This window comes from Paraburkholderia sp. USG1, assembly GCF_031570135.1.
Lineage (GTDB): Bacteria > Pseudomonadota > Gammaproteobacteria > Burkholderiales > Burkholderiaceae > Paraburkholderia > Paraburkholderia dioscoreae.
Genome location: NZ_JAMWXW010000002.1, coordinates 339,452 through 365,997, shown reverse-complemented (window position 1 = coordinate 365,997; position 26,546 = coordinate 339,452). Strand labels below are relative to the sequence as shown.

25 protein-coding genes are annotated in these 26,546 nt (G+C 64.7%); 13 read left to right on the top strand and 12 right to left on the bottom strand.

The genetic code is table 11. The annotated features are described in order from the left end of the window. Positions 1-97: 97 nt before the first annotated feature. Both NE850_RS04155 and NE850_RS04150 read left to right on the top strand, forming a co-directional pair. Positions 98-556: a DoxX family protein gene (locus NE850_RS04155; protein WP_007177873.1), complete on the top strand. Its 459-nt coding sequence runs from the start codon at positions 98-100 to the stop codon at positions 554-556. A gap of 63 nt (positions 557-619) precedes the next feature. After that, positions 620-892: a hypothetical protein gene (locus tag NE850_RS04150; RefSeq protein WP_007177872.1), complete on the top strand. Its 273-nt coding sequence runs from the start codon at positions 620-622 to the stop codon at positions 890-892. Between the two features lie 135 nt (positions 893-1,027). Here NE850_RS04150 and NE850_RS04145 read toward each other — a convergent pair whose 3' ends face one another. Both NE850_RS04145 and NE850_RS04140 read right to left on the bottom strand, forming a co-directional pair. Beyond that, positions 1,028-2,524 carry an MFS transporter gene (locus NE850_RS04145; protein ID WP_405044791.1) on the bottom strand — a complete coding sequence of 499 codons (1,497 nt, stop codon included), beginning with the start codon at positions 2,522-2,524 and terminating at the stop codon, positions 1,028-1,030. A gap of 149 nt (positions 2,525-2,673) precedes the next feature. Continuing rightward, positions 2,674-3,975: an MFS transporter gene (locus NE850_RS04140; protein ID WP_007177870.1), complete on the bottom strand. Its 1,302-nt coding sequence runs from the start codon at positions 3,973-3,975 to the stop codon at positions 2,674-2,676. A gap of 394 nt (positions 3,976-4,369) precedes the next feature. On the opposite strand from NE850_RS04140, the gene NE850_RS04135 reads away from it, so the two are divergent. Continuing rightward, positions 4,370-5,116, top strand: a complete 747-nt coding sequence (locus tag NE850_RS04135; protein ID WP_007177869.1) for a response regulator transcription factor — start codon at positions 4,370-4,372, stop codon at positions 5,114-5,116. 19 nt (positions 5,117-5,135) lie between these two features. On the opposite strand, the gene NE850_RS04130 is transcribed toward NE850_RS04135, so the two are convergent. Continuing rightward, positions 5,136-6,041 carry a dihydrodipicolinate synthase family protein gene (locus NE850_RS04130; protein WP_007177868.1) on the bottom strand — a complete coding sequence of 302 codons (906 nt, stop codon included), beginning with the start codon at positions 6,039-6,041 and terminating at the stop codon, positions 5,136-5,138. Between the two features lie 350 nt (positions 6,042-6,391). On the opposite strand from NE850_RS04130, the gene NE850_RS04125 reads away from it, so the two are divergent. The 6 genes from NE850_RS04125 (at position 6,392) to NE850_RS04100 (ending at position 11,405) form a co-directional block, all read left to right on the top strand. Beyond that, the gene (locus tag NE850_RS04125) at positions 6,392-7,348 is read left to right on the top strand and encodes a 4-hydroxyproline epimerase (RefSeq protein ID WP_007177867.1); all 957 of its coding nucleotides are present in this window, start codon (positions 6,392-6,394) and stop codon (positions 7,346-7,348) included. Further along, a complete protein-coding gene (locus tag NE850_RS04120) occupies positions 7,345-8,475 on the top strand; it encodes an FAD-binding oxidoreductase (RefSeq protein WP_007177866.1) in 1,131 nt (376 codons plus the stop codon). Before NE850_RS04125 ends, NE850_RS04120 begins: the two co-directional genes overlap by 4 nt. Next, the gene (locus NE850_RS04115) at positions 8,465-8,743 is read left to right on the top strand and encodes a 2Fe-2S iron-sulfur cluster-binding protein (protein ID WP_007177865.1); all 279 of its coding nucleotides are present in this window, start codon (positions 8,465-8,467) and stop codon (positions 8,741-8,743) included. Before NE850_RS04120 ends, NE850_RS04115 begins: the two co-directional genes overlap by 11 nt. Positions 8,744-8,867: 124 nt before the next feature. After that, a complete protein-coding gene (locus NE850_RS04110) occupies positions 8,868-10,157 on the top strand; it encodes an FAD-dependent oxidoreductase (protein WP_035517314.1) in 1,290 nt (429 codons plus the stop codon). A gap of 137 nt (positions 10,158-10,294) precedes the next feature. Beyond that, a complete protein-coding gene (locus tag NE850_RS04105; protein WP_007177863.1) occupies positions 10,295-11,065 on the top strand; it encodes an AraC family transcriptional regulator in 771 nt (256 codons plus the stop codon). 10 nt (positions 11,066-11,075) lie between these two features. After that, a complete protein-coding gene (locus tag NE850_RS04100) occupies positions 11,076-11,405 on the top strand; it encodes a hypothetical protein (protein ID WP_007177862.1) in 330 nt (109 codons plus the stop codon). Positions 11,406-11,515: 110 nt separating this feature from the next. Here the strand turns inward: NE850_RS04100 and NE850_RS04095 are convergent, their stop codons facing one another. From NE850_RS04095 to NE850_RS04085, 3 genes are all read right to left on the bottom strand, one after another. Next, positions 11,516-11,776, bottom strand: coding sequence for a hypothetical protein (locus tag NE850_RS04095; RefSeq protein ID WP_007177861.1), 261 nt, complete (start codon positions 11,774-11,776; stop codon positions 11,516-11,518). 158 nt (positions 11,777-11,934) lie between these two features. Further along, positions 11,935-12,267, bottom strand: a complete 333-nt coding sequence (locus tag NE850_RS04090) for a hypothetical protein (protein WP_007177860.1) — start codon at positions 12,265-12,267, stop codon at positions 11,935-11,937. Positions 12,268-12,457: 190 nt separating this feature from the next. Continuing rightward, positions 12,458-14,341: a TIM barrel protein gene (locus NE850_RS04085; protein WP_310698453.1), complete on the bottom strand. Its 1,884-nt coding sequence runs from the start codon at positions 14,339-14,341 to the stop codon at positions 12,458-12,460. A 319-nt stretch (positions 14,342-14,660) separates the two neighbouring features. Here NE850_RS04085 and aroQ point away from each other — a divergent pair, with 319 nt between their 5' ends. Genes aroQ through NE850_RS04070 form a run of 3 tightly spaced genes read left to right on the top strand, consistent with a single transcriptional unit; the run spans position 14,661 to position 17,443 of the window. Then, on the top strand, positions 14,661-15,116 hold the full coding sequence (gene aroQ, locus NE850_RS04080; RefSeq protein WP_007177858.1) for a type II 3-dehydroquinate dehydratase: 456 nt from the start codon (positions 14,661-14,663) through the stop codon (positions 15,114-15,116). Then, entirely contained in the window at positions 15,113-16,027 is a 915-nt protein-coding gene (locus tag NE850_RS04075; protein WP_007177857.1) for a shikimate dehydrogenase, read from the top strand. Before aroQ ends, NE850_RS04075 begins: the two co-directional genes overlap by 4 nt. Before the next feature lie 45 nt (positions 16,028-16,072). Then, entirely contained in the window at positions 16,073-17,443 is a 1,371-nt protein-coding gene (locus NE850_RS04070) for an MFS transporter (protein ID WP_007177856.1), read from the top strand. Here the strand turns inward: NE850_RS04070 and NE850_RS04065 are convergent. From NE850_RS04065 to NE850_RS04050, 4 genes are all read right to left on the bottom strand, one after another. After that, on the bottom strand, positions 17,418-18,137 hold the full coding sequence (locus tag NE850_RS04065) for a TetR/AcrR family transcriptional regulator (RefSeq protein ID WP_165188722.1): 720 nt from the start codon (positions 18,135-18,137) through the stop codon (positions 17,418-17,420). The genes NE850_RS04070 and NE850_RS04065 overlap by 26 nt on opposite strands. Positions 18,138-18,234: 97 nt before the next feature. Next, positions 18,235-19,515 carry an FAD-binding oxidoreductase gene (locus NE850_RS04060; RefSeq protein WP_007177854.1) on the bottom strand — a complete coding sequence of 427 codons (1,281 nt, stop codon included), beginning with the start codon at positions 19,513-19,515 and terminating at the stop codon, positions 18,235-18,237. Between the two features lie 141 nt (positions 19,516-19,656). After that, positions 19,657-20,439 carry an anti-sigma factor domain-containing protein gene (locus NE850_RS04055; protein ID WP_310698452.1) on the bottom strand — a complete coding sequence of 261 codons (783 nt, stop codon included), beginning with the start codon at positions 20,437-20,439 and terminating at the stop codon, positions 19,657-19,659. Continuing rightward, positions 20,439-21,008: an RNA polymerase sigma factor gene (locus NE850_RS04050; RefSeq protein WP_007177852.1), complete on the bottom strand. Its 570-nt coding sequence runs from the start codon at positions 21,006-21,008 to the stop codon at positions 20,439-20,441. Before NE850_RS04050 ends, NE850_RS04055 begins: the two co-directional genes overlap by 1 nt. A 344-nt stretch (positions 21,009-21,352) precedes the next feature. Here NE850_RS04050 and NE850_RS04045 point away from each other — a divergent pair, with 344 nt between their 5' ends. Continuing rightward, a complete protein-coding gene (locus NE850_RS04045) occupies positions 21,353-24,433 on the top strand; it encodes a transglycosylase domain-containing protein (protein ID WP_310698451.1) in 3,081 nt (1,026 codons plus the stop codon). A 30-nt stretch (positions 24,434-24,463) separates the two neighbouring features. On the opposite strand, the gene NE850_RS04040 is transcribed toward NE850_RS04045, so the two are convergent. Both NE850_RS04040 and NE850_RS04035 read right to left on the bottom strand, forming a co-directional pair. After that, complete coding sequence (locus NE850_RS04040; protein WP_007177850.1) at positions 24,464-25,705, bottom strand: ROK family transcriptional regulator; 1,242 nt, start codon at positions 25,703-25,705, stop codon at positions 24,464-24,466. A gap of 30 nt (positions 25,706-25,735) precedes the next feature. Next, on the bottom strand, positions 25,736-26,533 hold the full coding sequence (locus NE850_RS04035) for an ATP-binding cassette domain-containing protein (protein WP_007177849.1): 798 nt from the start codon (positions 26,531-26,533) through the stop codon (positions 25,736-25,738). Positions 26,534-26,546 lie beyond the last annotated feature (13 nt).

Genomic DNA, 26,546 nt, shown 5'->3' with positions numbered 1-26,546 from the left:
TTGGAAAAGGCGGGCAATGCACATATTCTCACGTGCAATGCGGGGAACTGCGGCCTCCCGGCCGGGTCTGCTGCTTATTCATTTACAGGAGCCCCTCATGTCGCGTCCCGTCGATTCCGGCGTTATCCTCATCGCGCGTATTGCCCTTGCCGTGCTGTTCCTGTGGGGCGGAGTGATGAAGTTGCTGGGCTATGCGGGCTTTGTCGGCTATCTGCATTCGAAGGGCGTGCCGTTCGTGCAGGTCGCCGCGCCGATCGCGGTCGCAGTCGAGGCGCTCGGCGGTCTGTTGTTGATCGTCGGCTTCAAGGTACGTCCGCTTGCGCTCATCATGGCCGCGTACACGGTAGCGACAGCGGTGCTGGGCCACGATTTCTGGAACGTGACCGACGCCGCCTTGCAACGCGATATGGTGATCCATTTCTGGAAGAACATCGGCATTGCCGGCGGTTTCCTGCTGCTGTTCGTGACCGGCGCGGGCGGGATCAGTATCGACGGTGCACGCCCGGGAGGAAGTTCTCTCGGCGCACGCTCGTCGCGCGGCGGACTTGGACTTTGATGCGGCCGTTCAGGTAGTCTGTGAGGGGCGCTTTCGATTCCGGCTGTAACCAGGGAGCAAATAATGATTCAAAGTTTTGAGCAAACCATTGGCGGCAAGGTCACGCAGTTGTGCGCGAGTCTCGGTGAAGGGCCTACGCCGCACCGGGTGATCATCAGTCTGGCCGATTCGGCGAAAACACTGGTGATTCTGGATGCGTCCGGAATCATTAGCACGATCAAGGCGGAAATCGAGGAGCCGGAAAAACTGGTTGCCGATGCCATCGCCAAGGCGCAGGACGAAGGCCTGATCGAGCGCGCAATCCAGACCGGCACGATTCAGGAAGCGTCGCTATAAGCCTGGCGGCGCGGCGTCGGCGGCTTTCGCGTCGTGGCCCGCTGCCCGCAACGAGCCCTCGCGCTGATAACCCTCGCCATGCGCAAGCATCGCGAGGGTCGTTTTTGTGCGCGAACGATACAGCGGGCGGCGCGCTCAGCGCGATTCGCCGATCCGTCCGCGACCGGCAACGCGAACCGCGGAGTCTGAGGGCTGCGGCTGCGGTTGCACGAAGCAACTCAGCACGCCGCCGAGCATAAGGAAAGCGACTGACATGGCGGTCGCCGCCTGCATGCCCGGGACGATTTGCGCAGCGGCCGCACCGCTCGCCAGTGCGCCGAAGACCGCCACGCCGACCGCGCCTCCGGCCTGCCGCGCCGTATTCAACACAGCGGAGGCTGTGCCGGCGCGTTTCGCATCCGTCGAAGCCAGCACGGCGGTGGTCATCGCCGGAACCGCGAGGCCCATGCCCGACGGAATCAGCAGGAACGGCAGCAGCAGGCCGATGAGCGGCGTGGCGGCGTCGACGCAATGCAGCAGGCCGTAGCCGAGACCGGCGGTGATCGCGCCGGCGATCATCGGCACCCGTACGCCGAAGCGGCCGACCACCCAGCCGCTCGCCACGTTCGACAGTAGAAAGCCGCCCGTCAACGGCAGGAAGGCAAGACCCGCCTGCAATGGCGTATAGCCGCGCACGCGCTGCAAATACAGGCTCAGCACGAACACCATGCCGTAGTAGGTCAGGTTCACGCAGATGCCGAACAGCACCGCCACGCTGAAGGAGCGCTTGCGAAAGAGCGAGAGCGGCAGCATTGGCGCCGCGATGCGCGATTCCACGGCGATAAAGGCGCTCGCTCCGATCAGCGCCAGCAGGAAACCGCCGGCCACGAACGGATGACCGAGTCCCAGCGGCCGCCATTCGATCACCGCGGCGACGAAGGCGGTCAGCGCGACGACGGCAAGACACTGGCCGGTCAGATCGATGCCACGCGGACTTGCATCAGCCGGCGCGGCCGCCGCCGGCCCCGGCCCCGGCTGCGCGCCTTGACGCGGCGCGCTCTCCGGTTGCGGAATCCATAGCAAGGTGGCCAGAAAGCCGGCGGCGCAAATCGGCAGATTGACGAGGAAGATGCTGCGCCAGCCGAACGCCGCGATTAGCAGGCCGCCGGCCACCGGTCCCGCCGCGATCGAAATCGCGCCCGCCGCGGTCCACAGTCCGACCGCGCGGGCCCGCAGTCTGGGATCGTGTCCGTATGACTGATTGAGCAGCGCCAGCGAGTTCGGCAGCATGGCGGCCGCGCCCACCCCTTGCAGGGCGCGGGCCGCAACCAGCATGGCCGCGTCGAGCGCGAGGCCGCAGGCGAGCGACGCGAGCGCGAACAGCACGATGCCGGCCGCGTACAGGCGCCGTGCGCCGAACCGGTCGCCGAGCGCGCCGGCGGACAGCATCAGCACGGCGAACGCGAGCGTGTAGGCGTCGACGACCCATTGGAGCCCCGTGACATTCGCACGGAGATCCGCGCCGATTCCCGGCAGCGCGATGTTGACGATGGTGACGTCGAGTTGCGTGACGACGAAGCCGACGCTGACCGTCGCGAGGACGCGGCCGAGGGCGGGTGAATGGGAGATGTTTGAGGAGTTCATGCGACACATCGTAGGACCGATGCAGCGCACCATGTTTCGCGGCGGCGTGAAGTGTGGATGTCGCGGAAACCGCGGACGTCGAATCCGATGCGAATAAAAACGGCGCACCGTTCGGCGCGCCGTTTTTGCCAGACAGAATGACGGACAGAAACCGCGGATCAGCGCTTTTGCGGCGAGTCCTTGATGAACAGCGTGGTCAATGCCCCGAGAATGCAGATCGCGCCGACGTACATCGGCGCGGCCATCGGGTTGGACTTCATCATCAGCGACACGGCGACCGGCGTGAGGCCGCCGAAAACCGCATACGCCACGTTGTACGAGAACGAGATGCCCGAGAAACGCACAACCGGCGGGAACGCCTTGACCATCACGAACGGAATCGCGCCGATCACGCCGACGAACAGGCCGGCCACCGCGTACAGCGGCACCAGTGCCGAGGTATCGAGCGCGAGCTGCTGGAACATCACGTAGTAGGTCACGGCCAGCGCCAGGCCGCCGATGAAAATCGTGCGCCCCGCGCCAATGCGGCCGGCAATCGAGCCCGCCATCACGCAGCCGATCGTCAGGCACAGCGTCGCCACGCAGTTCGCCAGCAACGCGGTGGCCGGCGCGATATGAAACTGCTTTTGCAGCAGCGTCGGCGTCATCAGGATCACCACGACGATCGCGGCAGAGAGCATCCACGTGAGCAGCATCGAGACGATCACGGCGCGGCCGTGGTCGCGCAGCACGGCCTTGAGCGGCACTTCGGCGGCAATCGCCTTGCGCTGCTTGAGTTCGGCGAACACCGGCGTCTCATGCAGCCAGCGGCGCAGGTAGACCGAGAACATGCCGAACACGCCGCCCACCAGGAACGGAATGCGCCACGCGTACGCGGAGATTTCCGCCGGCGCGAAGTTGCGGTTCACCGCCGAGGCGATCAGCGAACCGAGCAGGATGCCCGCCGTGAGGCCGGCCGTCAGCGTGCCGCATGCATAGCCGATGTGCCGCTGCGGCACGTGTTCCGAGACGAATACCCAGGCGCCCGGCACTTCGCCGCCGACCGCCGCGCCTTGCATGACGCGGAACAACAGCAGCAGGACCGGCGCCAGCACGCCGATGCTGGTGTAGGTGGGCAGCAGGCCCATCATTAGCGTCGGCACGGACATGAGCAGCACGCTCAGCGTGAACATGCGTTTGCGGCCGAACAGATCGCCGAAATGCGCCATGATGATGCCGCCGAGCGGCCGTGCCAGATAGCCCGCGGCGAAGATGCCGAAGGTTTGCACCTGGCGCAGCCAGTCCGGCATCGCCGCCGGAAAGAATAGCTGGCCGATCGCCGGCGCGAAGAACACGAAGATGATGAAGTCGTAGAACTCCAGAGCCCCGCCGAGCGCGGCGAGACCGAGCGTCTTGTAATCGCTTCGCCCAAGAGGGCGTGGGGTGACAGCCTGCGCTCCACCCAGATTTGTCGCTTGCATTGCTGATGTCTTTATTGGATTGGGAGCCACACGTAGTGCGTGGAAACACGGCGGTCGTCGGGCGAGAAGTGTGGCAAGCGCTGGGTAGAGCACGGGACACCGGCGCGCCGGCCCGGGTAAGGCAGGCGCGATGACGACTGGGGCCAAGCGGCGATTTTACAGGATGCAAGCCGATCGCTTCAGGAAGCGTTTAATTAGACTGAAAAAGTTCCCCGGAACGTGCTTCTTTCGTGCAAATGCGTTGGCGTTTTGAGAATTGTCGCAAGCGCGGGCAGGAATGTCCGGCGGCGCTATCAGGGCTGACCGCTTCATATGTAAATTAGGATTGCTCCTATGGGATGGCGCGGGCGTGCCTCTGAGAATCGCGTCCGAGCTATCAGTTAAGAGTTATCCCATGCGCATTGCCATTCTTCAACGTGACCCGGTCATGCGTCAGTCGATCGAAAAGATCCTGACGACCGCCGGCCACATCTGCACGGCCTTCGACGACGGCCTGAGCATGTCGAGAATGCTCGCGCGTTCTACCGTGGATCTTCTGGTGCTCGATTGGCAGGGCGTACGCCTTTCCGGTGCCGAGGTTCTGCGCGCGGCGCGCGCGGTGGGCGGCGACCGTCTGCCGGTGATGTTCGCTTCGGCGGACACGGCGGAGGGGAACGTCGTGCGCGCCTTCGTCGCCGGCGCGGACGACTATGTGGCGTTGCCGCTGCGCGCAGCCGAGTTTCGCGAGCGGGTTGCCGCGCTGCTGCGGCGGGCGTATCCGGACAGGTTCAGCGCCACGAGTTTCGACGTGGGCCCGTACCATTTCGATACGCGCCGCCAGCTCGTCATGCTGCGCGGCCAGCCGGTCCAGCTATCCGGCACCCAATACCGGCTGGCATCGCTGTTCTTCTCCAACATCGGCCGCGTGCTGTCGCGCGATCACATCTTCGCGATGGTATGGGGACGCGAGTTTCGCGAGTTCACCCGCACGATCGACAGTCACGTTTCGCGGCTGCGCCTGCTGCTCGAAATCGAGCCGCAAAACGAGTTCCGGCTGCAACCGGTCTACAAAAGCGGCTACCGGTTGCTGCATCTGCGCCACGGCGAATCCGCCGATGCCGATGCCAGCGCCGGCGCTGATGCCGAGAAGCAGGCAGCCTGAGGCCAGTCCGGCCGTCAGATCAGATCTGCGGCAGCGCCGGCCGCGTTTCGAGCGCCTTGCGAATCAACGCTTCGACGGCCTTGCGTTCGTCGCCGGCCAGCGGCAGACGCGGCGGGCGCACCGGCTCGGTGCCCAGTCCGACGATTGCTTCGGCGAGCTTGATGTTCTGCACCAGCTTCGCCGAGACGTCGAGCGCGAGCAGCGGCGCAAACCAGCGGTAGATCGCCCGCGCTTCCTCGAAGCGCCCCGCCTTCAGCAGCTTGTAGATCACCACCGTCTCACGCGGAAACGCGCACACGAGACCGGCCACCCAGCCATGCGCGCCCATCAGTATCGCTTCCATCGCGAGATTGTCGACGCCGCAGAGAATCGCGAAGCGGTCGCCGACCGCGTTGATCAGGTCGGTCACGCGCCGCACGTCGCCACATGATTCCTTGATCGCGACGACCTTCTTCTCGTCGGCGATCTCCGCGAACATGTCGGGCGTCATGTCGACGCCATAGGCGAGCGGATTGTTATAGATCATCAGCGGCAGCGCGCTTGCGTCGGCGACACTGCGGAAATGGTGCAGCGTCTCGCGGCGGTCCGACAGATACCGCAACCCCGGCAACACCATGTAGCCGGCCGCGCCGTGACGGCTGCCGGCTTCGGCCTGGCGGCACGCGTCGAGCGTGCTGTTTTCGGCGATCGTCAACAGAACGGGTACACGGCCGCGCGAGGCCTCGACGGCGATGTCGAGCACACGCAGCTTCTCATCCAGCGAGAGCGTCGACGCTTCGCCCAGCGATCCGCACACGATGATGCCGTCCACACCCGCGTCGATCTGCGCCTCGATATTCTTGCCGGTCCATGCGCGGTCTATGCTGAAATCCGCGTTGAATTTGGTGGTGACTGCGGGCAATACGCCTTCCCAGATATGCGCCACGACTGCTCTCCTGAATGTGATGTGTTCAAGCGCAGTGTAAGCAGGGAAAATCCTGCCGTCTTGCGCGAATCGCGCGCAGCGAATGACGATTTCAGCACAGCCGTTTTGCTTGAAGCATCGCTGGATCAAGGCAGTCGGCCCGTTCCGATATGTGGGATGGGGTGCGTCCAAAGCGCATTGCAAGCGCGACCCGATGCGTTCTGGATAACCTGCTTCAGGCGCCAAACAGACGTTCCCAAGCTATGATCTGCGAGGAGTAAAAAAGCCACCGCAGCATCGCCTCGCTATGCCGAAATCGTCACAATCCGCGCGCAAGCACACCAAGACTCGGCCGTGCGCGGTTTCTTACCATGAGCACCATGAAAACCTTGGACATCATCGACTCGCACACCGGCGGTGAACCGACCCGCCTCGTGGTGTCGGGCGGCCCGGATCTCGGCGGCGGCACGCTGGCGCAACGGCTCGACGTATTGCGCACACAGTTCGACGACTGGCGCGCGGGCGTCGTTACCGAACCGCGCGGCTCGGACGTCATGGTGGGCGCGTTGCTCTGCGAGCCGGACGACCCGACGTGCGCCGCCGGCGTGATCTTTTTCAACAACGTCGGCTATCTCGGCATGTGCGGACACGGCACGATCGGTCTCGTCGTTTCGCTGGCGCACCTGGGACGGATCAAGCCGGGGCGTCACCGGATCGAGACGCCGGTCGGCGTCGTCGAAGCGACGCTCAACGAGGACGGCAGCGTGGCCGTGCGCAACGTGCCGGCCTATCGCTATCGCGAGTCCGTGCGGGTGGACGTGCCGGGCCACGGCGTGTTGACGGGCGATATCGGCTGGGGCGGCAACTGGTTCTTTCTCGTGGCCGACCACGGCTGCGCGTTGGACGCATCGCGTATCGGCGAATTGACGGTGTTCAGCGGGGCGATCCGCGACGCGCTGATCGCGCAGCGCATCACCGGCGCGGAGGGCGCGTTGATCGATCACATCGAGCTCTTCGGCCCCGGTTCGCGCGACGGCATCGACAGCCGCAGCTTCGTGCTGTGTCCCGGCAACGCGTATGACCGCTCGCCATGCGGCACGGGCACGAGCGCCAAGGTGGCCTGTCTCGCGGCCGACGGCAAACTGGCCGAAGGCGCGGTGTGGCGGCAGGAGAGCATTATCGGCAGCGTGTTCGAGGCGAGCTATCGCCATGCCGGCGATGGCGTCCATGTGATTCCCACCATTACCGGCCACGCGTACATCACCGCGCAGGCGCGCCTGTGCTTCGACGAGCGCGATCCCTTTGCCTGGGGCATCCGCACGGCATGACGGCGGACGTGGTGGTCGTCGGGGCGGGCATTGTCGGCGCGGCGTGCGCGGCGGAACTGGCGGCGCTCGGCATGCGGGTCGAAGTGCTGGACGCGCAGGGCATTGGCGGCGGCACGACGGCGGCGGGCATGGGCCACCTCGTCGTCATGAACGACTCGCCGGCGGAGTTCGCGCTCAGCCGCTATTCGCGAGACTTGTGGCTCGACCTCGCGCCGCGGCTGCGAGCGCGCGACGCGTTCGCGCGCTGCGGCACGCTCTGGGTCGCCGCCGACGAAGAAGAGTGGCAAGCCGCCCGCGCCATGCACGCCGCGTTCGAGGCGCAAGGCATTGCCGCGCAACTGCTCGATTCGACGGCGTTGCGGACTTGCGAGCCGGCGCTGGCGGCGCCAATGGCGGGCGGTTTGCGCATCGAGCACGACAGCATCGTGTATGCGCCGACTGTCGCCGAGTGGCTGCTGACGCAATCGCCGGCCGCCGCGAATATTCGCGTGCGCCTCGGCACGACGGTGACGTCGATCGGCGCGAGCGGCGTTACGCTTGCCGATGGCGGGCGTGTCGGCGCGGCGCATGTCGTCGTCGCCAACGGTCTCGGCGCGCGGCAGCTGGTGCCGTCGCTGCCGCTGCAGCCGAAAAAGGGCCACCTGCTGATCACGGACCGCTATCCCGGCCTGATCCGGCATCAGTTGCTCGAACTCGGCTACATCAAGAGCGCGCATCACGCGGCCGGCACCTCGGTGGCGTTCAACGCGCAGCCGCGGCCCACGGGGCAGTTGCTGATCGGGTCTTCGCGCCAGTTCGACAGTACCGATCCCGCCGTCGACCTGCCCGTGCTCGCGCAAATGCTGCAGCGTGCCGCGCGCTATCTGCCGGCGCTGCCGACACTCAACGGCATTCGCGCGTGGACCGGCTTTCGCGCGGCCACGCCGGACGGACTGCCGCTGATCGGCGCGGCCGGCGATTTCGCGCCCGGCGTATGGCTCGCCGTCGGTCACGAGGGCCTGGGCGTAACGACCTCGCTCGCTACCGCGAAACTCCTTGCCGCGCAGATCGTGGCGGGCGTTGCGCCGATTCCTGTCGAGCCTTATCTGCCCGGTCGTTTTGCCAGGAAGGTGGCCTATGAATCGTAGCGGCAGCGCGGCAACCATCTGCCTGACGATCGACGGCCAGCGCATCGCCGTCGAGGCCGGCACGACTGTGGCCGCGGCGCTCGCTCTGGCGGGCGTTGGCAGCACGCGGATGTCGGTGAGCGGGCAGCCTCGCGCCGCGTTGTGCGGCATGGGCGTGTGCCAGGAATGTCGCGTGACGATCGACGGCCGGGCGCATGCGCTGGCGTGCCAGACCCTGTGCCGGGAAGGTCAGATCGTTCGTACCGACGATTCGATGGACATGCGATGAGACGGCGATTAGGCATGGTCGCCAGGAAAGCCCACCTGGCCGGATTGGACGAAGTGGCGGGCACACTATGAAACAGCAAGTCGACACCGTCGCCACGGGAATCCGCCGGACGCCCGACCACACTATGAGACACCACTTCGATATCGTCGTCGTTGGCGCGGGGCCAGCGGGCCTGAACGCAGCGCATGCCGCCGCGCGCACGGGCGCCTCGGTTGCGCTGCTCGACGACAACCCACGCGCGGGCGGCCAGATCTGGCGTCAAGGTCCGGGCTACGCGCCGCAAGCGCCGTTGCACAACCTCCTCACCGCGATAGGTGGACAGGCCAACATCTCGCACTGGCCGTCCACTCGCGTGATCGCGCCGCTAGGTCCGCGCGGGCTGCTGCTCGAATCGGCGGAACGTGGTGGCGTGTGCATCACGTACGAGCGCCTGATTCTCGCAACCGGCGCGCGTGAAAGGCTCCTGCCGTTCGCGGGCTGGACCTTGCCCGGTGTGACCGGCGCGGGCGCGCTGCAGGCACTCATCAAAGGCGGCATGCCGGTGCGTGGCGAGCGGATCGTGATTGCCGGCAGCGGTCCTTTGCTGATCGCGGCGCTCGCCACCGCGCGCGCGGCCGGGGCGCGCGTGGTGGCGGTGGTGGAGCAGGCCTCGGCGTTCGATGTCGCGCGTTTTGGCGCCTCGCTGCTGGCCGAGCCGGGCAAGTTGCGGCAAGCCGTCGGCATGACGCGCGGGTTCGTGGGCCTGCCGTACTGGACCGACAGCATCGTTGAAGAGGCGCATGGGGACGGCCGCGTCGAGCGCGTCACCATCGCGCGCGGTTCCGGCAGGAAGCGCGTCACGCTCGACTGCGACTGCGACCGCATCGCCTGTGGCTATGGACTCGTGCCGAACATCACGCTGGCGCAGGCGCTCGGCTGCGCGATCAGTGAGGCGGGCGAGATCGTCGTCGACGACGGGCAGCGTACGTCGGTCGAGAGCGTGTTCGCGGCGGGCGAGTGCACGGGCGTCGGCGGCGCGGAACTGGCCGGTGTGGAAGGCGAGATAGCCGGTCTCGTTGCGAGCGGCGCTACGGGCCACACCGCACTCGATACACAACGGGCCCGATGGCGCCGCTTCGGCCGACGTGTCGACACCGCTTTCGCCCTGCGGGACGCCGCGCGCACGCCACCTGCCGACACTACGCTGCTGTGCCGCTGCGAGGACGTGCGTATTGGCGAAGTCCGCGAGTTTTCGAGTTGGCGCGACGCCAAGCTGCATACCCGCTGCGGCATGGGCGCCTGCCAGGGGCGAATCTGCGGCGCGGCGGCGAGCCTGTACTTCGGCTGGCAGAGCGCGGCGCCGCGTGCGCCTTTCAGCCCGGCGCAGGTCGGCACGCTGATGGCGATGAATGCGGAGCCGCCGCCAGGCGAATGACCCGTCCGCTTGCATGCCGGCGCATATTGTTCCGCTGCCGCGCGGCCCTATAATCGACCGCACACGCCGGCCGCCCGGCCGCGACGACGAACGCATCCCCGAATGCCCCCACCAACGCACGGACCAACGGGACCCGCATGACGAACACGCTGGCTCATCCGCCCGAAACGGACGACGCAACGCTGTCGGGCATGCTGTCGCACTTCAGGCTGCTCGAGCCGGTGTTCGACGCCATGCCGGACGTCGTGTTCTTCGTCAAGGACGCCGAGGCGCGCTATGCGCTGGTCAACCGCACGCTCGCGTCCCGCTGCGGCTTCAAGGAAAAGACCGCGCTGCTGGGCAAGACCGCCGAGGACGTGTTCCCGCGCCGCTTTGGGCGCATCTACACGGCACAGGACAAGGCGATCATCAACGTCGGTAACCAGTTGATCGATCAGTTGGAACTGCATCTCTATCCCGGCAGACAGCCGGGCTGGTGTCTGACCTGCAAGCAGCCGCTGCGGAATGCGGCCGGCAAGGTGGTCGGCCTCGCCGGCATTTCCCGCGATCTGAAAGCGGACGAAAGCAGTCATCCGGCCTATAGCCGCCTCGCCACGGTGGTGCAGTCCATCCAGGAAAATTACGTCCAGCCTTTGAATCTGAAGCAGCTCGCGGCGATGGCGGATATGTCGGTCGCGCAACTGGAGCGCTACTTTCACAAGGTGTTTCATCTGACTCCGCGCCAGGTGTTGCTGAAGGCCCGGCTGGACGCGGCTACGGCGCTGCTGGTTTCGCACGACAAGGTCACCGACGTCGCCGCACTGTGCGGCTACACCGATCACAGCGCGTTTACGAGGCAATTCAAAGCGACCGTGGGCGTGACGCCGACCGAATACCGCATGCTGCTGCACGGCACTTCGCGGAGCTGAACCGCTGCACATGGCTCGTCGCAAGCATCACTACTATGTGTACGTCGTCGCGCTGGACGACAAGGTGTGGAACGAGGCGCGCTTTCGCCGCGCGAATCCTGACTACCGGTTCGACAAGCCTTGCGTGTATGTGGGAATGACGGGACTGGACCCGGACCTGCGCTTCGACCGGCATAAGGCCGGCATTCAGGCGAATCGCTATGTGCGCGACTACGGTTTGCGGCTCGTGCCCGAGCTATATGAAGTGTTCAATCCCATGCCTTACCGCGGCGCACAGGATATGGAAGTGGAACTGGCGATTGGACTGCGTGAAGCGGGATACGGCGTGTGGCAGGCATGACTTGCGCGATGCGGCCGCGGCTTACGTCGGCGGGTCTGCTCACCGCTCGATGAGGGGAAGGTTCCCGGAGCTGTATGTGCGCGCCTTTGAACCCGGATATCGAATGCGCGTTACTTCACGCCAAGGCCGCGCAGCACTGCGTTGCCCTCAGGCGTCAGACGGATATGGGAAGAACCGGCGTCGCCGGAAACCGTTTCGATCAGGCCGGCTTCGTGAAGCTGCGGAATCTCGGGTTTCGCGGACGCGTCGATCGGTGCGTGCAGCAACAGCAGCAGCGTTGCCAGTTCGTGATGGCTCAGCAGGCGGCGCAGGATGGTAGGCCGCCTGGCCGGCGCCACAGTGTCGTTCGTGTTCGGGTCGGGCTGGTTCATGGTGCGCCCCTTGTGCGGGATAGTGGTGTCGGGTGGATGATGCGGACGAAGTCTTAAACGATTCTTAAGACACCATTATCCTGTAACACCATGACACGAAGATTGCACCGGACCAAGTTACCAATTGTCACACTTACGGCTGCTTCCGCCGCAAAGCCCTATGGGGCGCAGGTTTTGCCCGCCGTCTCAATCCACAGATTATTCACGTGACGCTTGCCCGCATAAAAACGGTAAGTCGTCGCGCCATTGTCGCTGCGCACCTTGACGATATTCGAATCGCCGAAGTCGAGCATCTGGCCTTGCGGAATCGCGGTGGACTTGAACGCGGCGTTGTGGCTGGTCGCCACTTGCGTCATACACGCCACCACGTCGTTGACGGAGCGCTGCGTGGTGGTGTCCGTGACGGGCTCGCCGGCATCCGGATTCTTCTGGAAATACGCGCACGCGCTGAGAAGCAGGGGAACTGACAGGACTACGGCAAACTTCTTCATATCTCTCCTGGCATGACATTCGGCCGACAGTTCGTGCGACGCCCGCACCTGGCACAGCCGCGCGGCATGGGCCGCGAAATCAGGCGCCATTATATCGGGGCGGCGCGGCTGTCCAGCCGATCCCGCACACGCCGTGCCCGGCGGGCCCGGCTCGGCGCTCCCGATGGCGCCAGCCTGCCCAGAGAAAAGCCTATTTGCGGCGCTGCGCCTGCGCGGCGAGCCGCACGGCGGCGTTGGCCGCGCCGTAGCCGTCGTAGCCGCCGCGTCGTTCGACGACTTCCATGAAGAAACGCTGGTCGAGCTGTTCCGTGTAAGCGTGGAAAAATTCGCCGCCGCGCTCGTCGCGGTCGTACAGGATGTTGTTGGTGCGCAGCGCCGCGAGCGTCTCGTCGGGCAATGCGTAACGGGCGGAGAGATCCTCGTAGTAGTTGCGGGGGATGCGCAGCACCGGCAAGCCGTCGCCGACGAACTCGGGAAGCGCGCTGAAAATGTCGGCGGTGCTGAAGGCGACGTGGTTCAGGCCGGAACCGTGATAGGTGTGCAGCGCCTCGGCCACCGCCGTGTGACGGTCCACGGAGGCATTCAACACGATGCGCACCGACCCGTCGCGGCTGCGCAGCGCGCGGCTGCGCACGAGGCCGTACGGATCGGGCACCAGCACGCCCGGCTCGGCGTCGAACCCCAGGGCGGTTCGCAGAAACAGCACCCACGTATCCAGCGAATTCGCCGGCACCGACAGACAGACATGGTCGATGCGGCTGAGCGGTCCCACTTCGCTCGGACCGTTGATGTCGGTGAGGACGAAATCGGCTTCGAACAAAGTGGGCTGATCCGGCGTTTCGTCGACGAAATAGTTCAGGCTGCTGTCCGGCGCCTGTACGGCAGGCAGCACGCGCTCGTTCGGGCCGATCTGCCCGGAGAACGGCGCGTAACCGAAGCCGGCGGCGCGTTCGAACGCCTGATGGGCGTCGTCCACACGAAATGCCGACGCGCACAGCGACAAGCCGTGCTGCTGGAAGAACGCATTGGCGAACGAATCCGGCTCGGCGTTCAGCACGATCGAAGCCGCGCCGTGCTGATAAAGCGTCACCTCTTTCGAACGATGCCGGCCGGCCTCGCGAAAGCGCAGCTTGCCGAGCCAGTCGACGAGTTGTGCGCGCGTGGTGTGGTCGACCGCGAATTCGAGAAACTGATAACCGACGTGCGCAGGCGCCGCGGGTGAGCGGTAAAGCCCGCCCATCGGCTGCTGTGTGGTTTCGAGCAGCGCGCGGGTCTGCTCCTCGAGGAACAGCAGCGAACGATGGCCGTCCGCAGCCGTGATGGTGGTGGGCGCGGCGCGAAAGCCGTCGTTGAAAATCTCCAGTGAAAGCGGCCCGCTATAGCCGGTTTTCACGACCTGCGCGGTGAAACCGGCCAGATCGAAATCACCCTGGCCGGGAAAGCAGCGATAGTGGCGGCTCCATTCGAGCACGTCCATGGTGAGTTTCGGCGCGTCGGCGATCTGCACGAAGGCAATGCGCTCGCCCGGAATGTCGGCGATCCCCTCTACCGAATCGTTCAGCGAAAGCGTGTGGAAGCTGTCGAGCACGAGTCCGAGATTGGGATGATCGACGGCATTCACGAGTTTCCACGCGTGCCGGTAGGTCTTGACGTGCTTGCCCCACGCGAGCGCTTCGTAGCCCGCGATCACCCCGGCCGCTTCGGCGGCGCGGGCGAGCGCGCCGAGTTGGTCGGTCATCAGCGAGTCGTCGCCGATGGTGTCGGTCGACACGTTGCTGCACACCAGAATGCGGACCGTGCCCAGTTCATGCATCACGTCGAACTTGCGCTTTGCGCGCTCGAGGTTGCGTTCGAGGCGCTCAGGGCTCACACCTTCGAAATCGCGGAACGGCTGGAACAGCATGATTTTCAGCCCGAGATCTTCGGCGATGCGCCGCACGTCGGCGGGCGAGCCGTCGAAATACAGCAAGTCGTTCTCGAAGATCTCGACCCCTTCGAAGCCCGCCGCCTGGATCGCGGTCAGTTTCTCGACGAGGGTTCCGCTGATCGACACGGTGGCAATCGAACGTTGCATGGACGGCTCCTGCAAAACAATCAAAACGGCTGTTGGATAAGGCGCGCGACAGCCCGCGCGCGATGCTCGCATGTGCTGGTGACAGGTGTGACGAAATGCTTAAAATGGACCAGTTCGTTACTTGTGCCAGCAAGACACAGACCAGAATCGCCCAAATTAGACTGAATTTTAAACAGATTATACAAACTAACTAGATGGTACAAACTCGTATAAACCCCGAATGACGACGGCATCCAATGGGCGCACACTTCGTTCACGCTGCCAGAGCGCCGCAGGTGGTGCGCCCGGCTTCATGCCTTACTTTGCAGGAGTGGATGTCATGAGTTTTGCGTCAGTACTGGTCCTCAATGGACCGAATCTCAATCTGCTCGGCACGCGCGAGCCGGCCATCTACGGCTCGGAAACGCTCGACGACGTCGCGAAACTCTGCGGCGACGCGGCAGAGCGTCTGAAACTGTCGATCGACTTCTGCCAGTCGAACGCCGAGCATCAACTGATCGACTGGCTGCATGCGGCGCGGACCAAGGTTGACGGCATTGTGATCAATCCGGCGGCTTATACGCATACCTCGGTGGCGATTGCCGACGCGCTTTCTGCGATCGCAAAGCCGGTCATCGAAGTGCATATTTCAAACGTGCATCGCCGCGAGGCGTTCCGGCATCACTCGTACGTGTCGGCGGTGGCGGACGCGATCATTGTCGGTTGCGGCACGCAGGGCTATGTGCTGGCTTTGGAGCGGATGGCGACCATTCTTGAGCATAGGGCAGCGGAATGAACGCACAAGCAAACGCACAAGCAAACGCACAACCGAACGCACAAGCGAACTCACAGGCAACACCCCATTCCTGCCTGGTCGGTCTGATCGGCTCGGGCATCGGCGGATCGCTCACGCCCGCCATGCACGAGGAGGAGGGCAGCCGGCTCGGCCTGCACTACGTGTACCGCCGCATCGATCTGGAAGCGTTGAAGCTCGACATCACCGCACTGCCGGATCTGCTCATCGCCGCCGAGCGCATGGGCTTCAACGGTCTGAACATCACGTATCCATGCAAGCAGGCGGTGATTCCCCTGCTCGACGAACTGTCCGACGACGCACGCGCACTCGGCGCGGTCAACACCGTTCTGTTCAAGGACGGCAAACGCATAGGCCACAACACGGACTGGTCCGGTTTCGCACGCGCGTTCCAGCGCGGCTTGCCGGACGTGTCGCTGGAGCGCGTCGTGCAACTGGGCGCGGGCGGCGCCGGCGCGGCGGTCGCGCACGCCGCGCTGACCCTGGGCGCGAAATCGCTCACGCTATTCGATGTGGATGCCGCGCGCGCCGTGTCGCTCGCCGGCGAATTGCAGAAGCGCTTTCCCGCCGCCGCGGTCAGCGCCGGCAGTTCGCTCGCCGGGTCGCTAGCAGCTGCCAATGGCCTGATTCACGCCACACCCACCGGCATGGCGAAATTGCCTGGCCTGCCGCTGCCGGTCGAATTGCTGCACCGCGACCTGTGGGTAGCGGACATCGTCTATTTCCCGATTCGCACGGCGCTCCTGCAGGCGGCCGAGGCACTCGGCTGCCGCACGCTGAGCGGCGGCGGCATGGCGGTGTATCAGGCGGTCGACGCCATGCGCATCTTCACCGGTCTCGAACCCGACGCCGAGCGGGTGTATGGCCATTTTCAGTCGTTGTTGCAACGCTAACCGGTAGCGCCCCAACCGGTAACAGGCAGAGGAGACGAACACGACATGCACCGACCCATTCAATCTACCCACGCCGGCGCCGCAACGCCGAAAGACGTGGCGGCAAGCACCGTGCGCCGCTCGAACGCCCGCTATAAGATTCTGACGCTGCTTGCGGTGGGAACGATGATCAATTATCTCGACCGCACGGTGCTCGGCATCGCCGCGCCGCAGTTGACCAAAGAACTCGGCATCAACGCCGCGCTCATGGGACTGCTCTTTTCCGTATTTTCGTGGAGCTACGTGGCCTCGCAAATTCCGGGCGGTCTGTTTCTCGACCGTTTCGGCAGCAAGCTCACTTATTTCCTGTCGATGACCTTCTGGTCTCTGTGCACGCTCGCACAAGGACTGGTGCACGGTATCGGCGCGCTGTTCGTGTTCCGGCTCGGCCTCGGCGTTTCGGAAGCGCCGTGTTTTCCAACCAATAGCCGCGTGGTCGCGACATGGTTCCCGCAGAGCGAACGCGCGATGGCAACCGGCACGTACACGGTCGGCGAATATATCGGCCTCGCTTTTTTCAGTCCGTTCCTGTTCATGCTGATGGGCGCATTCGGCTGGCGTTCGCTGTTCTATGTGGTCGGCGGCATCGGCCTCGTATTCGGCGTGATCTGGTGGATGTTCTATCGGGAGCCGCGCGATCATCCTGCGGCGAATCGGGCGGAGCTCGACTATATCGAGGCGGGCGGCGGTCTCACGAACGCGAAGAAGACCGCCGATGCACAGGGTACCGCGGCCGGCGCTTCGACGAACGGCTTCGAATGGCGCACCATTGGACGCCTGCTCAAGCATCGTCAACTGGCGGGCATCTGCCTCGGCCAGTTTGCCGGCAACTCGACGCTCGTGTTCTTCCTCACCTGGTTCCCGACGTATCTCGCCACCGAACGCCATATGGCGTGGCTGAAGATCGGCTTCTTCGCGATCATGCCGTTCATTGCGGCGTCGATCGGTGTGATGTTCGGCGGCATTTTCTCGGACTGGCTGCTGCGCCGCGGCAAGTCGCCGAATGTGGCGCGCAAGCTGCCGATCATTGCCGGCCTGCTGCTCGCGTCGACCATCGTGCTTGCCAACTATGTCGAGAGCAACGTGGTGGTGATCGCGATTCTGTCCGCGGCGTTTTTCGCGCAGGGCATGGCCGCGCTGGGCTGGACGCTAGTGTCGGACATCGCGCCGGAAGGGTTGCTCGGCGTGACCGGCGGCATCTTCAACTTCGCGGCTAACCTCGCCGGCATCGTGACGCCGCTGGTGGTGGGTTTTATCGTCGCGGCAACCGGCTCGTTTGTCGGCGCGCTGGTGTTTATCGGCGCGATCGCTCTGGTGGGCGCGCTGTCGTACATCTTTATCGTCGGCGATATCAAGCGGATCGTGCTGGTGGATTGAACGTCCGGGACCGGACGAAACGCAGCACGGCATCAACGATCATCGCGCGATGCCGCGCGCGCAAACGCGGATGCGACGGGTCGCGCCCGAACGCGGCGCCGAAGGTATGCCGGTTGCCGATGCGGTGAAAGCACAGCGAACTGATCAGCAGATGCAGATCGATCGGATCGATGTCGCTGCGGAACTGTCCGGACGCGATGCCGCGCTTGAGCAGGTCTTCGATCGTATGAATCACGGTGACGTTGCGGCCTTTGAAGCTCTTGACCTGCTCGACGTACTTCGCGCCGTGAATATTTTCGATGGTGACGAGCCGCACGAAATCGCGCTGACGGTCGTGATAGTCGAACGTAAACTCGACTAGCGCGCGCATGCCCTCGACCGGATCGAGTTCGCTGACGTGCAGATCCTGTTCGAGTGCGCGAATGTCGCCATACACCTTCTCCAGCACCGCCTGGTACAACCCTTCCTTGCTGCCGAAGTAGTAGTACAGCATGCGCTTGGTGGTGTTCGTGCGTTCCGCGATCGCGTCGACGCGTGCGCCCGTCAGTCCCATCGCGGAGAACTCCTGGGTCGCGACCTCGAGGATGTTGCGCTTCGTCTGTTCGGGATCGTACTTGCGCCGGGTGTCGGTACGCGGACTGTCGGACGGGATGCCGTTGGTATCAGGCTCGGCAGCCTTGCTTCCCTTTTTCATTGTGTATTCGAGCGGCAGTGACGGCGCATTCTAGCATGGCGAAAATGGCGTCCGGCGCGGGGTTCCGGGCTTGAGCGGCCGCATAGGTTGGCCGACGTCAAACAGCGGGCCGGCGGCGCGCGGCGAGCGCGTCGCGTGTCTGCATGGCGGTGTAGGTGAGTTGCGCGGCCGCCAGACCGAGCGCGCCATAAGCGGGCGTCAGCCCGAACGAAGCAAACGCCTCGGGCACCGGCCGCTCTCCGGCAATCGCCGCCGCCAGCAGTTCGCCGGACACGGTGGTCGGCGCCATGCCGTGCCCGCCGAAGCCGACTGCGTACCAGACGCCGTCCGTGCTGCGGCCGATTTGCGGCATCTTGTGCCGCGCGTAGCTCATCAGGCCGCCCCATGCGTACTCGATACGCACGTCGTGCAACTGCGGATAGACCTTCAGCAGATCGCGCCGCAAGAGGCGCGCGATCACCTCGGGCGCGCGGTCGCGCACCGAGATGCGGCCGCCCCACAGAATGCGCGTGTCGGGCAGCGGCCGGTAATAGTCGAAGGCGAAACGGGTGTCGTAGACGGCGGCGCGGGTGTCGATCGCGTCTGGCAGACGTGAGCCAAGCGGTTCGGTTGCCATCACGTAGGTGGCGATAGGCAGCACGGCGCGCTCGACCCGCGGGTAGACGCGACGCGCGTAGCCGCCGCCCGCCATTACGACGTGGCGTGCTTCGAGCGCGCCGTGCTGCGTGTGCACCACGAACCCGCCGCCCTCGCGCTGCAAGCGCACGACCGGCGAGTGCTCATGAATCTGCACGCCGGCATGGGCCGCGGCGCCGGCCACGCCGAGCACATACCTGAGCGGATGAAAGTGGAACGCGTTGCGCTCGAACAGACCGCCGTGATAACGGCGCGTCTTCAGTTGCGAAGCGAGCTGCTCCGCCGGCACCGGTTCCCATTCGACGCCGAACGAATCGCGCATCAAACGCCGCTGCGACTCGAGCCGCGCCGGTTCGTCGAACCAGTTGGCGAGGATCACGCCGGCGTCGGTCGCATCGCAGTCGATGTGATAGCGTGCAATGCGCTTCCTCATCAGATCGACGGCGTCGGTGGTCAGCGTATAGAGCTCGCGGGCGCGAACTGCACCGAGAGTTTTCAGCAGGTCGGCGCAATCGAGGCTGTAGCCGCCGAACACGAACCCGCCGTTGCGCCCGGATGCGCCGAAACCCACCTGCCGCGCTTCGAGCACGGTGACGTCGGCGACGCCCCGCTCGGCGAGTCCCAACGCGGTGGACAATCCCGCCAGGCCGCCGCCGATAATGCAGACATTGGCGCCACGCCGGCCGGCCAGCGGCGCATAGGTGGAGGAACGGGTGACAGTGGCTTCGTAAAAGCTTTGCATGGAACTAGGGTAGCGGCATTCGTGCGCTCGCGTCCAGCCGTCGCGCGATGCCCGTGTCGAAGAACGGCCGGGAAGGCCGGCACCCGCATAGAGCAAATGCCGGCGTTGCCGGACCGGGAGTCGAGACGAAGCTGAGCGGCCTCAGGATACCGGCAGCAGTTTGCCGGTGTACACCACCGGACCGCTTGGCGCGTTGTGATCCGGCGAGCCGCCCGGCGCTTCGATCGAGACCGCCAGCGCCGCATAATTCTCAGGCTTCTGCTGGCCGGCTGCGACCTTGCCGTTCGCGCTGTCCGGCAGCATGCCGAGCGAGACCGGCTGGCCGCTCGCCGGAATGCCCCACAGCTCCATCGCCCGGCCCGCGGGTAGCTCGACCTTGCCGAGCGGTTGCACCGTCATGGTCGAATGGGCTTCGTCCCATGCGACCAGCATGACCGGATGCGCATCCTTATTGTTCAGCACGGCGACATGCGACACGGCTGTTTCGGTTTGCTGAGCAACGGTCGGCGCACTGACCGGCGCCGTGCTGGACGGCAACAGCGAGTGCACGGCGACCACCACGGCAACCGCGGCGAGACCTGTGACGCCGAGTGCCCAGCCGCGCCAGAACGCCAGGTTTCCGAACGGGCTGCGCGACGGTTGCGCGGGCATTTCAACCACAACGTGCGGGCGTGCCGCGTCACGCGCGGCCATGAAGCCGAGGCGCCGTTCAATGGCTTCCCACACGGCGGCCGGCGGCATGCGCGGCGCCGCGAGTTCGGCCATCGGAGACACGCGCCGCTGCCATTCGTCGACGGCCTTGCGGATCGTCGTGTTCTGCTCCGCGTAGCGCTCGAAGCGGCGCCTGGCGCCGCCGCGCAGCGTGCCGAGCACATATTCTGCGGCCAGCAGATCGACTAGCTGGGGATAACGATGGAGATTCATCACTCGCCTCCCAGGCAGGTCTTCAACCTGGCGAGGCCGCGCCTGATCCACGACTTGATGGTGCCGAGCGGCACCGCCAGTACTGCGGCGATCTCGCTATGGCTTTGATCGCGCAGGTAGGCGAGGGCAACCGCCTGACGCTGCGCCGGCTCCAGTTGCTGCATGCAGCCGGCCAGCAGACGCGCCTGCAGGCTGACCGCGCTCAGCGCTTCGGGATCCGGGCCGCCGGTTGCTACGAGATCGTCCAACGCATCGCTCCATTCTGTTTCCTGCGTGTTGATCCGCCGCAGGTGATCGAGAGCACGGTTGCGGACGATCGCCGACATCCACGTCATGGGGGCGGACAGCGCGCGGCGATAGTCGCCGGCAAAGCGCCAGATATTGACGAAGCTGTCCTGCAACACTTCTTCGGCCCACTCATGCCTGCTCAATATACGGAGAGCGAGGCCAAACAGTTTCGGCGCGGCGAGATCATAGAGTTCACGCAGTGCCGCCGCGTCCTGTCCGGCGACACGTTCGAGCAGTTCAGCAAGCGTTTCCGGCGTCAGTTCTTGAGGATTGGCGGTCATGAAAACAGTCAGGGTGAGCTTGGCGGGCCAGGTTCGTGACGCGCATGGGCGACGTGCCTTCGGCACCGCGGAAGAGTTGACCGGATTGCCGCGGAGCCGGCACGAAGACGGTTGCCGGAGCGCCTGGCACGAATGCAAAAAGCGCCTGCAACGGCGCTTTTTCGACACGCGAAATACTTTGAATATCTCACGGCAATGGGCACTGCGCCATGCCTCGCGAATGGGTGTTGTAGCCGCGACACTCTCGGGTAAATCCGAACCGATTGCGAATTCGCGTTCCGGGCTACACTCCTTGGAAGGTGCGCCAGGTCAGAAGAGCATGGCGCCCGCTCGGGGAGAGCAGCATGAATCGGCCACTGGTTCGGTTACCGCTTCGCGCAACAGGCACGGCGCCTGTGCGGAGGTGGTTCAAATGGGTGCTGGCGGCGGCGTTTCTGTTCGCGCTGGCAGTGGCGGCGCGCTTTTGCCAGTTCGAGATCGAAACCTCGCGATTGCAGGCGCGCTATCTCTCCGAATTGACTCGCGACGTGGGTTTCTCCGTCGCCGAGGGTCCCAGTCACTCCATCCGTTTTCCCGAAGCCGACAAAGGCCCTTACGACAGCCGTCTGGGCTACGCACTGCTGCCGTCGATCCAGCAACGCCTGCTGCAACGCGGGTTTGAAATCAGCGCGCAGGCGCGCGATTCCGAGCGGATGCTGTCGCTGGCGGATAACGGCCTCTTTCTGCCGTACGAAGAAAAAGATCGGGCGGGCCTGCAACTCGTCGACGGCACCGGCGCGCCGCTCTTCGCCGCACAGTTTCCGGGCCGCGTATACGACAACTTCGACGCGATTCCGCCGCTCGTCGTGAATTCGCTGCTTTTTATCGAAGACCGCTATCTGCTCGATCCGAATCAGCCGAACCGCAACCCGGCCATCGACTGGGGACGTTTCAGCCGCGCCCTGGCCGATCAGGGCGTGCGCGTATTCAACCGCCATCAGTCGCAACCCGGCGGCAGCACGCTTGCCACGCAGATCGAAAAATTCCGCCACTCGGCGGGCGGACGCACGGCGACGCCGCCGGAGAAGTTGCGGCAGATCGCGTCGGCTTCGGTACGTGCCTATCTGAACGGTCCGCAAACCATGCCGGCGCGCCGGCAGATCGTTGTTCACTATCTCAACTCGGTGCCGCTCGCCGCGCAGCCGGGCATCGGCGAAATCAACGGTATCGGCGACGGGCTCGCCGCCTGGTACGGCCGCGATTTCAACGACGTCAATCGCATCCTGAAAGCGCCGTCCACCGAACAGAATCTGCCGGAGCAAGGCGTGGCGTTCAGGCAGGTGCTCTCGCTGATGATCGCGCAGCGCGCGCCGTCGTATTTCCTGCATCACGGCTATGCCGAACTCGAACGGCTGACCGACAGTTATCTGCGTTTGCTGGCGAACGGCGGCATCGTGTCGATTCCGTTGCGCGATGCCGCGCTGTCCGCCGCGGTCGATCTGCACCGCGCACCCGCTAGAACGGCGAGCACGGATTCCTTCGTGTCGCGCAAGGCGGTGACGTCCATGCGTTCGCATCTGCTCGCCGCGCTCGGGGTTTCGAGTTTCTACGAACTCGATCGCCTCGATCTGCGGGCGAAAGGCACGCTCAACAACGCCGTTCAGCAAGCCGTGAGTGAACGGCTCGCCGCTGCCGCCACGCGCGACGGCGCGAAAGCCGCCGGTCTGGTCGGTTTCGAAATGCTGCGCGCCTCGGACGATCCGTCGAAAATCGCTTATAGCTTCACGCTGTTCGAGCGCCGCGACGGTGCCAACCTCGTGCGAGTGCAAACCGATAGCGTCAACCAGCCGTTCGATATCAATTCCGGCGCGCGCCTGAATCTCGGTTCAACGGCGAAACTGCGTACCATTGTCACGTATTTGCAGATCGTCTCCAATCTGCACAAGCGTTATGCACCGCTGAGCACAACGGAATTGAAAGCCGTCAATCCCGATCCGAACGACCAGCTCACGCGTTGGGCGCTCGACTATCTCGCGCACACTTCGGACCGTTCGCTGCAAGCCATGCTCGACGCGGCGGTGGAGCGCAAATACTCGGCCAATCCCGGTGAAACGTTCTACACGGGCGGCGGCGCGCAGACCTTCAACAATTTCGAATCGGATGACAACAGCCGTATCCTGACCGTGCATCGTGCGTTCCAGCATTCGGTGAATCTCGTGTTCGTGCGCCTGATGCGCGACATCGTCCATTACGAAATGGTGCAGACCACCGGGCCGTCGTCGCAATGGCTCGGCGATCCGGAAACCCGCAAGATGTATCTGACGCGCTTCGCCGATCAGGAAAGCCGTGTGTATATGAATCGTTTTTACACGAAGTATCACGGCAAGACGCGCGATCAGGCCATGGCGTTGCTGCTGCTCGGCGTGCGCAAGTCGCCGTCCAAAGTGGCAACGGTGTTGCGCAGCGTCGCCCCGAACGAGTCGAACGCATGGTTCAACACGCAGATGCGCGCGGCGCTCAAAAACACGCCCGCCGCCTCCGTGCTCGACGACGAGGATCTGGCGAATCTGTACGCGAAATACGCTATCGACCGCTTCAATCTGAACGACCGTGGCTACATCTCCAGCGTCCATCCGCTCGAACTGTGGACGCTCAACTATCTGCGCGAGCATCCCGACGCCACGCTCGACCAGATTCAGAGTGCGAGCCGTGACGTGCGTCTGTCGACGTATTCCTGGCTCTTCAAGACTCGTTATCACGCAACGCAGGACCGCCGCATCAAACGGATGGTCGAACTGCGCGCCTACGATGCAATCGGCAAATCGTGGCAGGCGCTCGGTTATCCATTCGCGACGCTCACGCCTTCTTATGCTGCGGCAATCGGCGCCTCCGGCGACCGGCCCGCCGCGCTCGCGCAATTGATCGGCGTGATTGCCAACAACGGCAACAAGGTGCCGACCGAAAGCCTCACTCAACTCGACTTCGCGAAAGACACGCCTTACGAAACCCATTTCCGGCGCGCGGCGGTGGCGCCGCAACAGCAGTTGTCGCCGGAAATCGCCGGCGTGGTGAAAGTTCTGTTGCGTGACGTGGTGACGGGCGGCACGGCGAGGCGTCTTGCGCAAGGCATGACGTTCCCCGACGGCCAGACGCTCGAGGTGTACGGCAAGACCGGCACCGGCGATCAGCGCTTCAACGTGTTCGCCAAAGGCGCGCGGCTGATCGAGTCGCGCAAGGTCAACCGCAGCGCGACTTTCGTGTTCGCGATGGGCGACCGCTTCTACGGCACCTTGACCGCGTGGGTGCATGAACCGTATGCCGCGCACTACGAGTTCACGAGCGCGCTGTCGGTGCAGTTGCTGAAGTCGATGGCGCCGGTGTTGCAGCCGTTGCTGGACAATCCGCCTGCAAAGACGGCTTCGGTCGCAAAGGTCGCTGCGCAATGAGCATGGATGAAGCGTGCGGGTGTTGATGAGTCACGCCGGCGGTGTTGGATAAACCGTCTCCGCTGCCGGCTTCAGGAATAGCTCATGCACCGGCGCGAAATGCGCGTAGAGCGGCAGAATCGCGCCGCCCATCGCGCGCGCATCGGCGCCAATGGCGCCTTCCAGCAATTGCGGACGCACCATGCCTTCCCATTCGATGCGGTCGAGCACGCGCTCGGTGCGTCGAATGATTTCCCGCACCAGTTGCCGGTCGAGTTCGCCGTCGATCACGACCGCTTCGAGGTCGAGCAACGCGGCCGCATTGGTCAGCGCATTGGCGATCGCGGGGCATGCGCTATCGAGCCATTGTTCGGTATGGCGCCACATTTCCGGTGACAACGCGCGATGATCGTGGGCGGCCGCAGCCGGCGCGCCCGCATCGCTCAACAGCTTTTCGAGCACGAAGCCCGACGCCGCGTGCAGCAACTGGCGCGCGGGTTTGCGCGGGCCGCCTTCGCGTAACGGAATCGAACCGACCGCGCCCGCGTTGTCGTGCGGGCCGCCATGCAAACGGCCGTCGATCACGAGACCGCCGCCGATAAACGTGCCGACGAACAGATACAGAAAATTGTGGATGCCGCGGCCCTGGCCCATCACGAGTTCGGCGGCGCAGGCGGCCGTGGTGTCCTTGGCGAACTCGACGGGCAGGCCCGTCATGGTGGCGACGCGCGAACGCAGATCGATCTCGGTCCATGCTTCCAGCGCGTCGGGCGGCGCGCCGAGAAAATCGCGCCAGCCGCCGAGCCACAAGGGCGCGGCGACGCCCACGCCGACCACCTGGCTGGCCTTCGCGCCAAGCGTCTGGTTCACGCGTACCAGTTTGCTTTCGAGTGCGGGAAACAGCGTGCGTGGATCGGGATAAGCGTATTCGAACACATCGCGGTGCACTACGTGGCCGGCAAAATCCATTGCCAGCACGTCGAGACTGCGGCGTCCCACCTTGATGCCGATGGTGTACGCGCCTTGCGCGCGCAACGCGATCGGCACGGACGGCTGACCGATCCTGCCGCGCACCCGCGCCTGCTTTTCGAGCAGGCCATCGTCGATGAGGCGCTCGACGATCATCGACACCGTCTGCATGGAAAGACGCGTGAGGCGGCCCACATCGGCTTTCGGCAGCGGCCCGTGCAGGCGGATCGCCTGCAGCACGATGCGTTCGTTGAACTGACGCATGCCGACCTGATTCGAACCGACCGTGCGTTTGAGGGGCGAGCGGGTGCCGGTGGTATCCATGATGGGCGCCCGCTCAGCAGGATGCGTGCATCATGCAATCGCCTTGACGTCGGCTTCCTTCGCGCCCGTCATGATCGCCACGGCTTCCGACATATGCACGTCTTTGGTGTTGACGAGCGCGGCGCGCCGGCCGAGCCGCTGGATATGGATGCGGTCCGCGACTTCGAACACGTGCGGCATGTTGTGGCTGATGAGGATTACCGGCAGGCCGCGATCGCGCACGCGCCGGATCAATTCCAGCACCATGTTGCCTTCCTTGACGCCGAGCGCGGCGGTGGGTTCGTCGAGAATCACCACGTGCCGCGCGAAAGCCGCGCTGCGCGCCACGGCCACGCCCTGGCGCTGGCCGCCCGAGAGCGTTTCGACGGCCTGGCGCATCGAACGGATGCCGATCTGCAGATCCTTCATATGCGCGGTTGCTTCCTCCAGCATGCGGCGCTTGTCGATCATCTTGAAGATCGAGCCGCGCCAGCCCGGTTTCACCAACTCGCGGGCGAGGAACAGATTTTCGGCGATGCTCATGGCCGGCGCGACCGCGAGTTCCTGATACACCGTTTCGATGCCTTGCGCGCGGGCATCGAGCGGGCTGCGGAACCTGACCGGTTTGCCGTCGAGCAGAATCTCGCCTTCATCCGGCACCGTGGCGCCGGAAAGGGCCTTGATCAGCGAAGATTTCCCCGCGCCGTTGTCGCCGATCACGGCGAGAATCTCGCCGGGCAGCACTTCGAAATCGCAACCGTCGAGCGCGGTCACGTTGCCATAACGTTTGACGAGTCCGCGCGCCTGTAGAACGGGCATTGCGGTTGAAGCGGAAGCGGGTGTCGACATGACGGAGTCCTCG

Excerpts from the sequence above, each read along its gene's own strand:
- NE850_RS04045 (WP_310698451.1), top strand. The coding sequence starts at position 21,353 with ATGAATCGGCCACTGGTTCGGTTACCGCTTCGCGCAACAGGCACGGCG.
- NE850_RS04125 (WP_007177867.1), top strand. The coding sequence starts at position 6,392 with ATGAGCACCATGAAAACCTTGGACATCATCGACTCGCACACCGGCGGT.
- aroQ (WP_007177858.1), top strand. The coding sequence starts at position 14,661 with ATGAGTTTTGCGTCAGTACTGGTCCTCAATGGACCGAATCTCAATCTG.
- NE850_RS04035 (WP_007177849.1), bottom strand. The coding sequence starts at position 26,533 with ATGTCGACACCCGCTTCCGCTTCAACCGCAATGCCCGTTCTACAGGCG.
- NE850_RS04060 (WP_007177854.1), bottom strand. The coding sequence starts at position 19,515 with ATGCAAAGCTTTTACGAAGCCACTGTCACCCGTTCCTCCACCTATGCG.
- NE850_RS04155 (WP_007177873.1), top strand. The coding sequence starts at position 98 with ATGTCGCGTCCCGTCGATTCCGGCGTTATCCTCATCGCGCGTATTGCC.
- NE850_RS04135 (WP_007177869.1), top strand. The coding sequence starts at position 4,370 with ATGCGCATTGCCATTCTTCAACGTGACCCGGTCATGCGTCAGTCGATC.
- NE850_RS04105 (WP_007177863.1), top strand. The coding sequence starts at position 10,295 with ATGACGAACACGCTGGCTCATCCGCCCGAAACGGACGACGCAACGCTG.
- NE850_RS04100 (WP_007177862.1), top strand. The coding sequence starts at position 11,076 with ATGGCTCGTCGCAAGCATCACTACTATGTGTACGTCGTCGCGCTGGAC.
- NE850_RS04150 (WP_007177872.1), top strand. The coding sequence starts at position 620 with ATGATTCAAAGTTTTGAGCAAACCATTGGCGGCAAGGTCACGCAGTTG.
- NE850_RS04040 (WP_007177850.1), bottom strand. The coding sequence starts at position 25,705 with ATGGATACCACCGGCACCCGCTCGCCCCTCAAACGCACGGTCGGTTCG.
- NE850_RS04075 (WP_007177857.1), top strand. The coding sequence starts at position 15,113 with ATGAACGCACAAGCAAACGCACAAGCAAACGCACAACCGAACGCACAA.
- NE850_RS04095 (WP_007177861.1), bottom strand. The coding sequence starts at position 11,776 with ATGAACCAGCCCGACCCGAACACGAACGACACTGTGGCGCCGGCCAGG.
- NE850_RS04140 (WP_007177870.1), bottom strand. The coding sequence starts at position 3,975 with ATGCAAGCGACAAATCTGGGTGGAGCGCAGGCTGTCACCCCACGCCCT.
- NE850_RS04120 (WP_007177866.1), top strand. The coding sequence starts at position 7,345 with ATGACGGCGGACGTGGTGGTCGTCGGGGCGGGCATTGTCGGCGCGGCG.
- NE850_RS04055 (WP_310698452.1), bottom strand. The coding sequence starts at position 20,439 with ATGAATCTCCATCGTTATCCCCAGCTAGTCGATCTGCTGGCCGCAGAA.
- NE850_RS04110 (WP_035517314.1), top strand. The coding sequence starts at position 8,868 with ATGAGACACCACTTCGATATCGTCGTCGTTGGCGCGGGGCCAGCGGGC.
- NE850_RS04070 (WP_007177856.1), top strand. The coding sequence starts at position 16,073 with ATGCACCGACCCATTCAATCTACCCACGCCGGCGCCGCAACGCCGAAA.
- NE850_RS04115 (WP_007177865.1), top strand. The coding sequence starts at position 8,465 with ATGAATCGTAGCGGCAGCGCGGCAACCATCTGCCTGACGATCGACGGC.
- NE850_RS04145 (WP_405044791.1), bottom strand. The coding sequence starts at position 2,524 with ATGTGTCGCATGAACTCCTCAAACATCTCCCATTCACCCGCCCTCGGC.
- NE850_RS04065 (WP_165188722.1), bottom strand. The coding sequence starts at position 18,137 with ATGAAAAAGGGAAGCAAGGCTGCCGAGCCTGATACCAACGGCATCCCG.
- NE850_RS04085 (WP_310698453.1), bottom strand. The coding sequence starts at position 14,341 with ATGCAACGTTCGATTGCCACCGTGTCGATCAGCGGAACCCTCGTCGAG.
- NE850_RS04050 (WP_007177852.1), bottom strand. The coding sequence starts at position 21,008 with ATGACCGCCAATCCTCAAGAACTGACGCCGGAAACGCTTGCTGAACTG.
- NE850_RS04090 (WP_007177860.1), bottom strand. The coding sequence starts at position 12,267 with ATGAAGAAGTTTGCCGTAGTCCTGTCAGTTCCCCTGCTTCTCAGCGCG.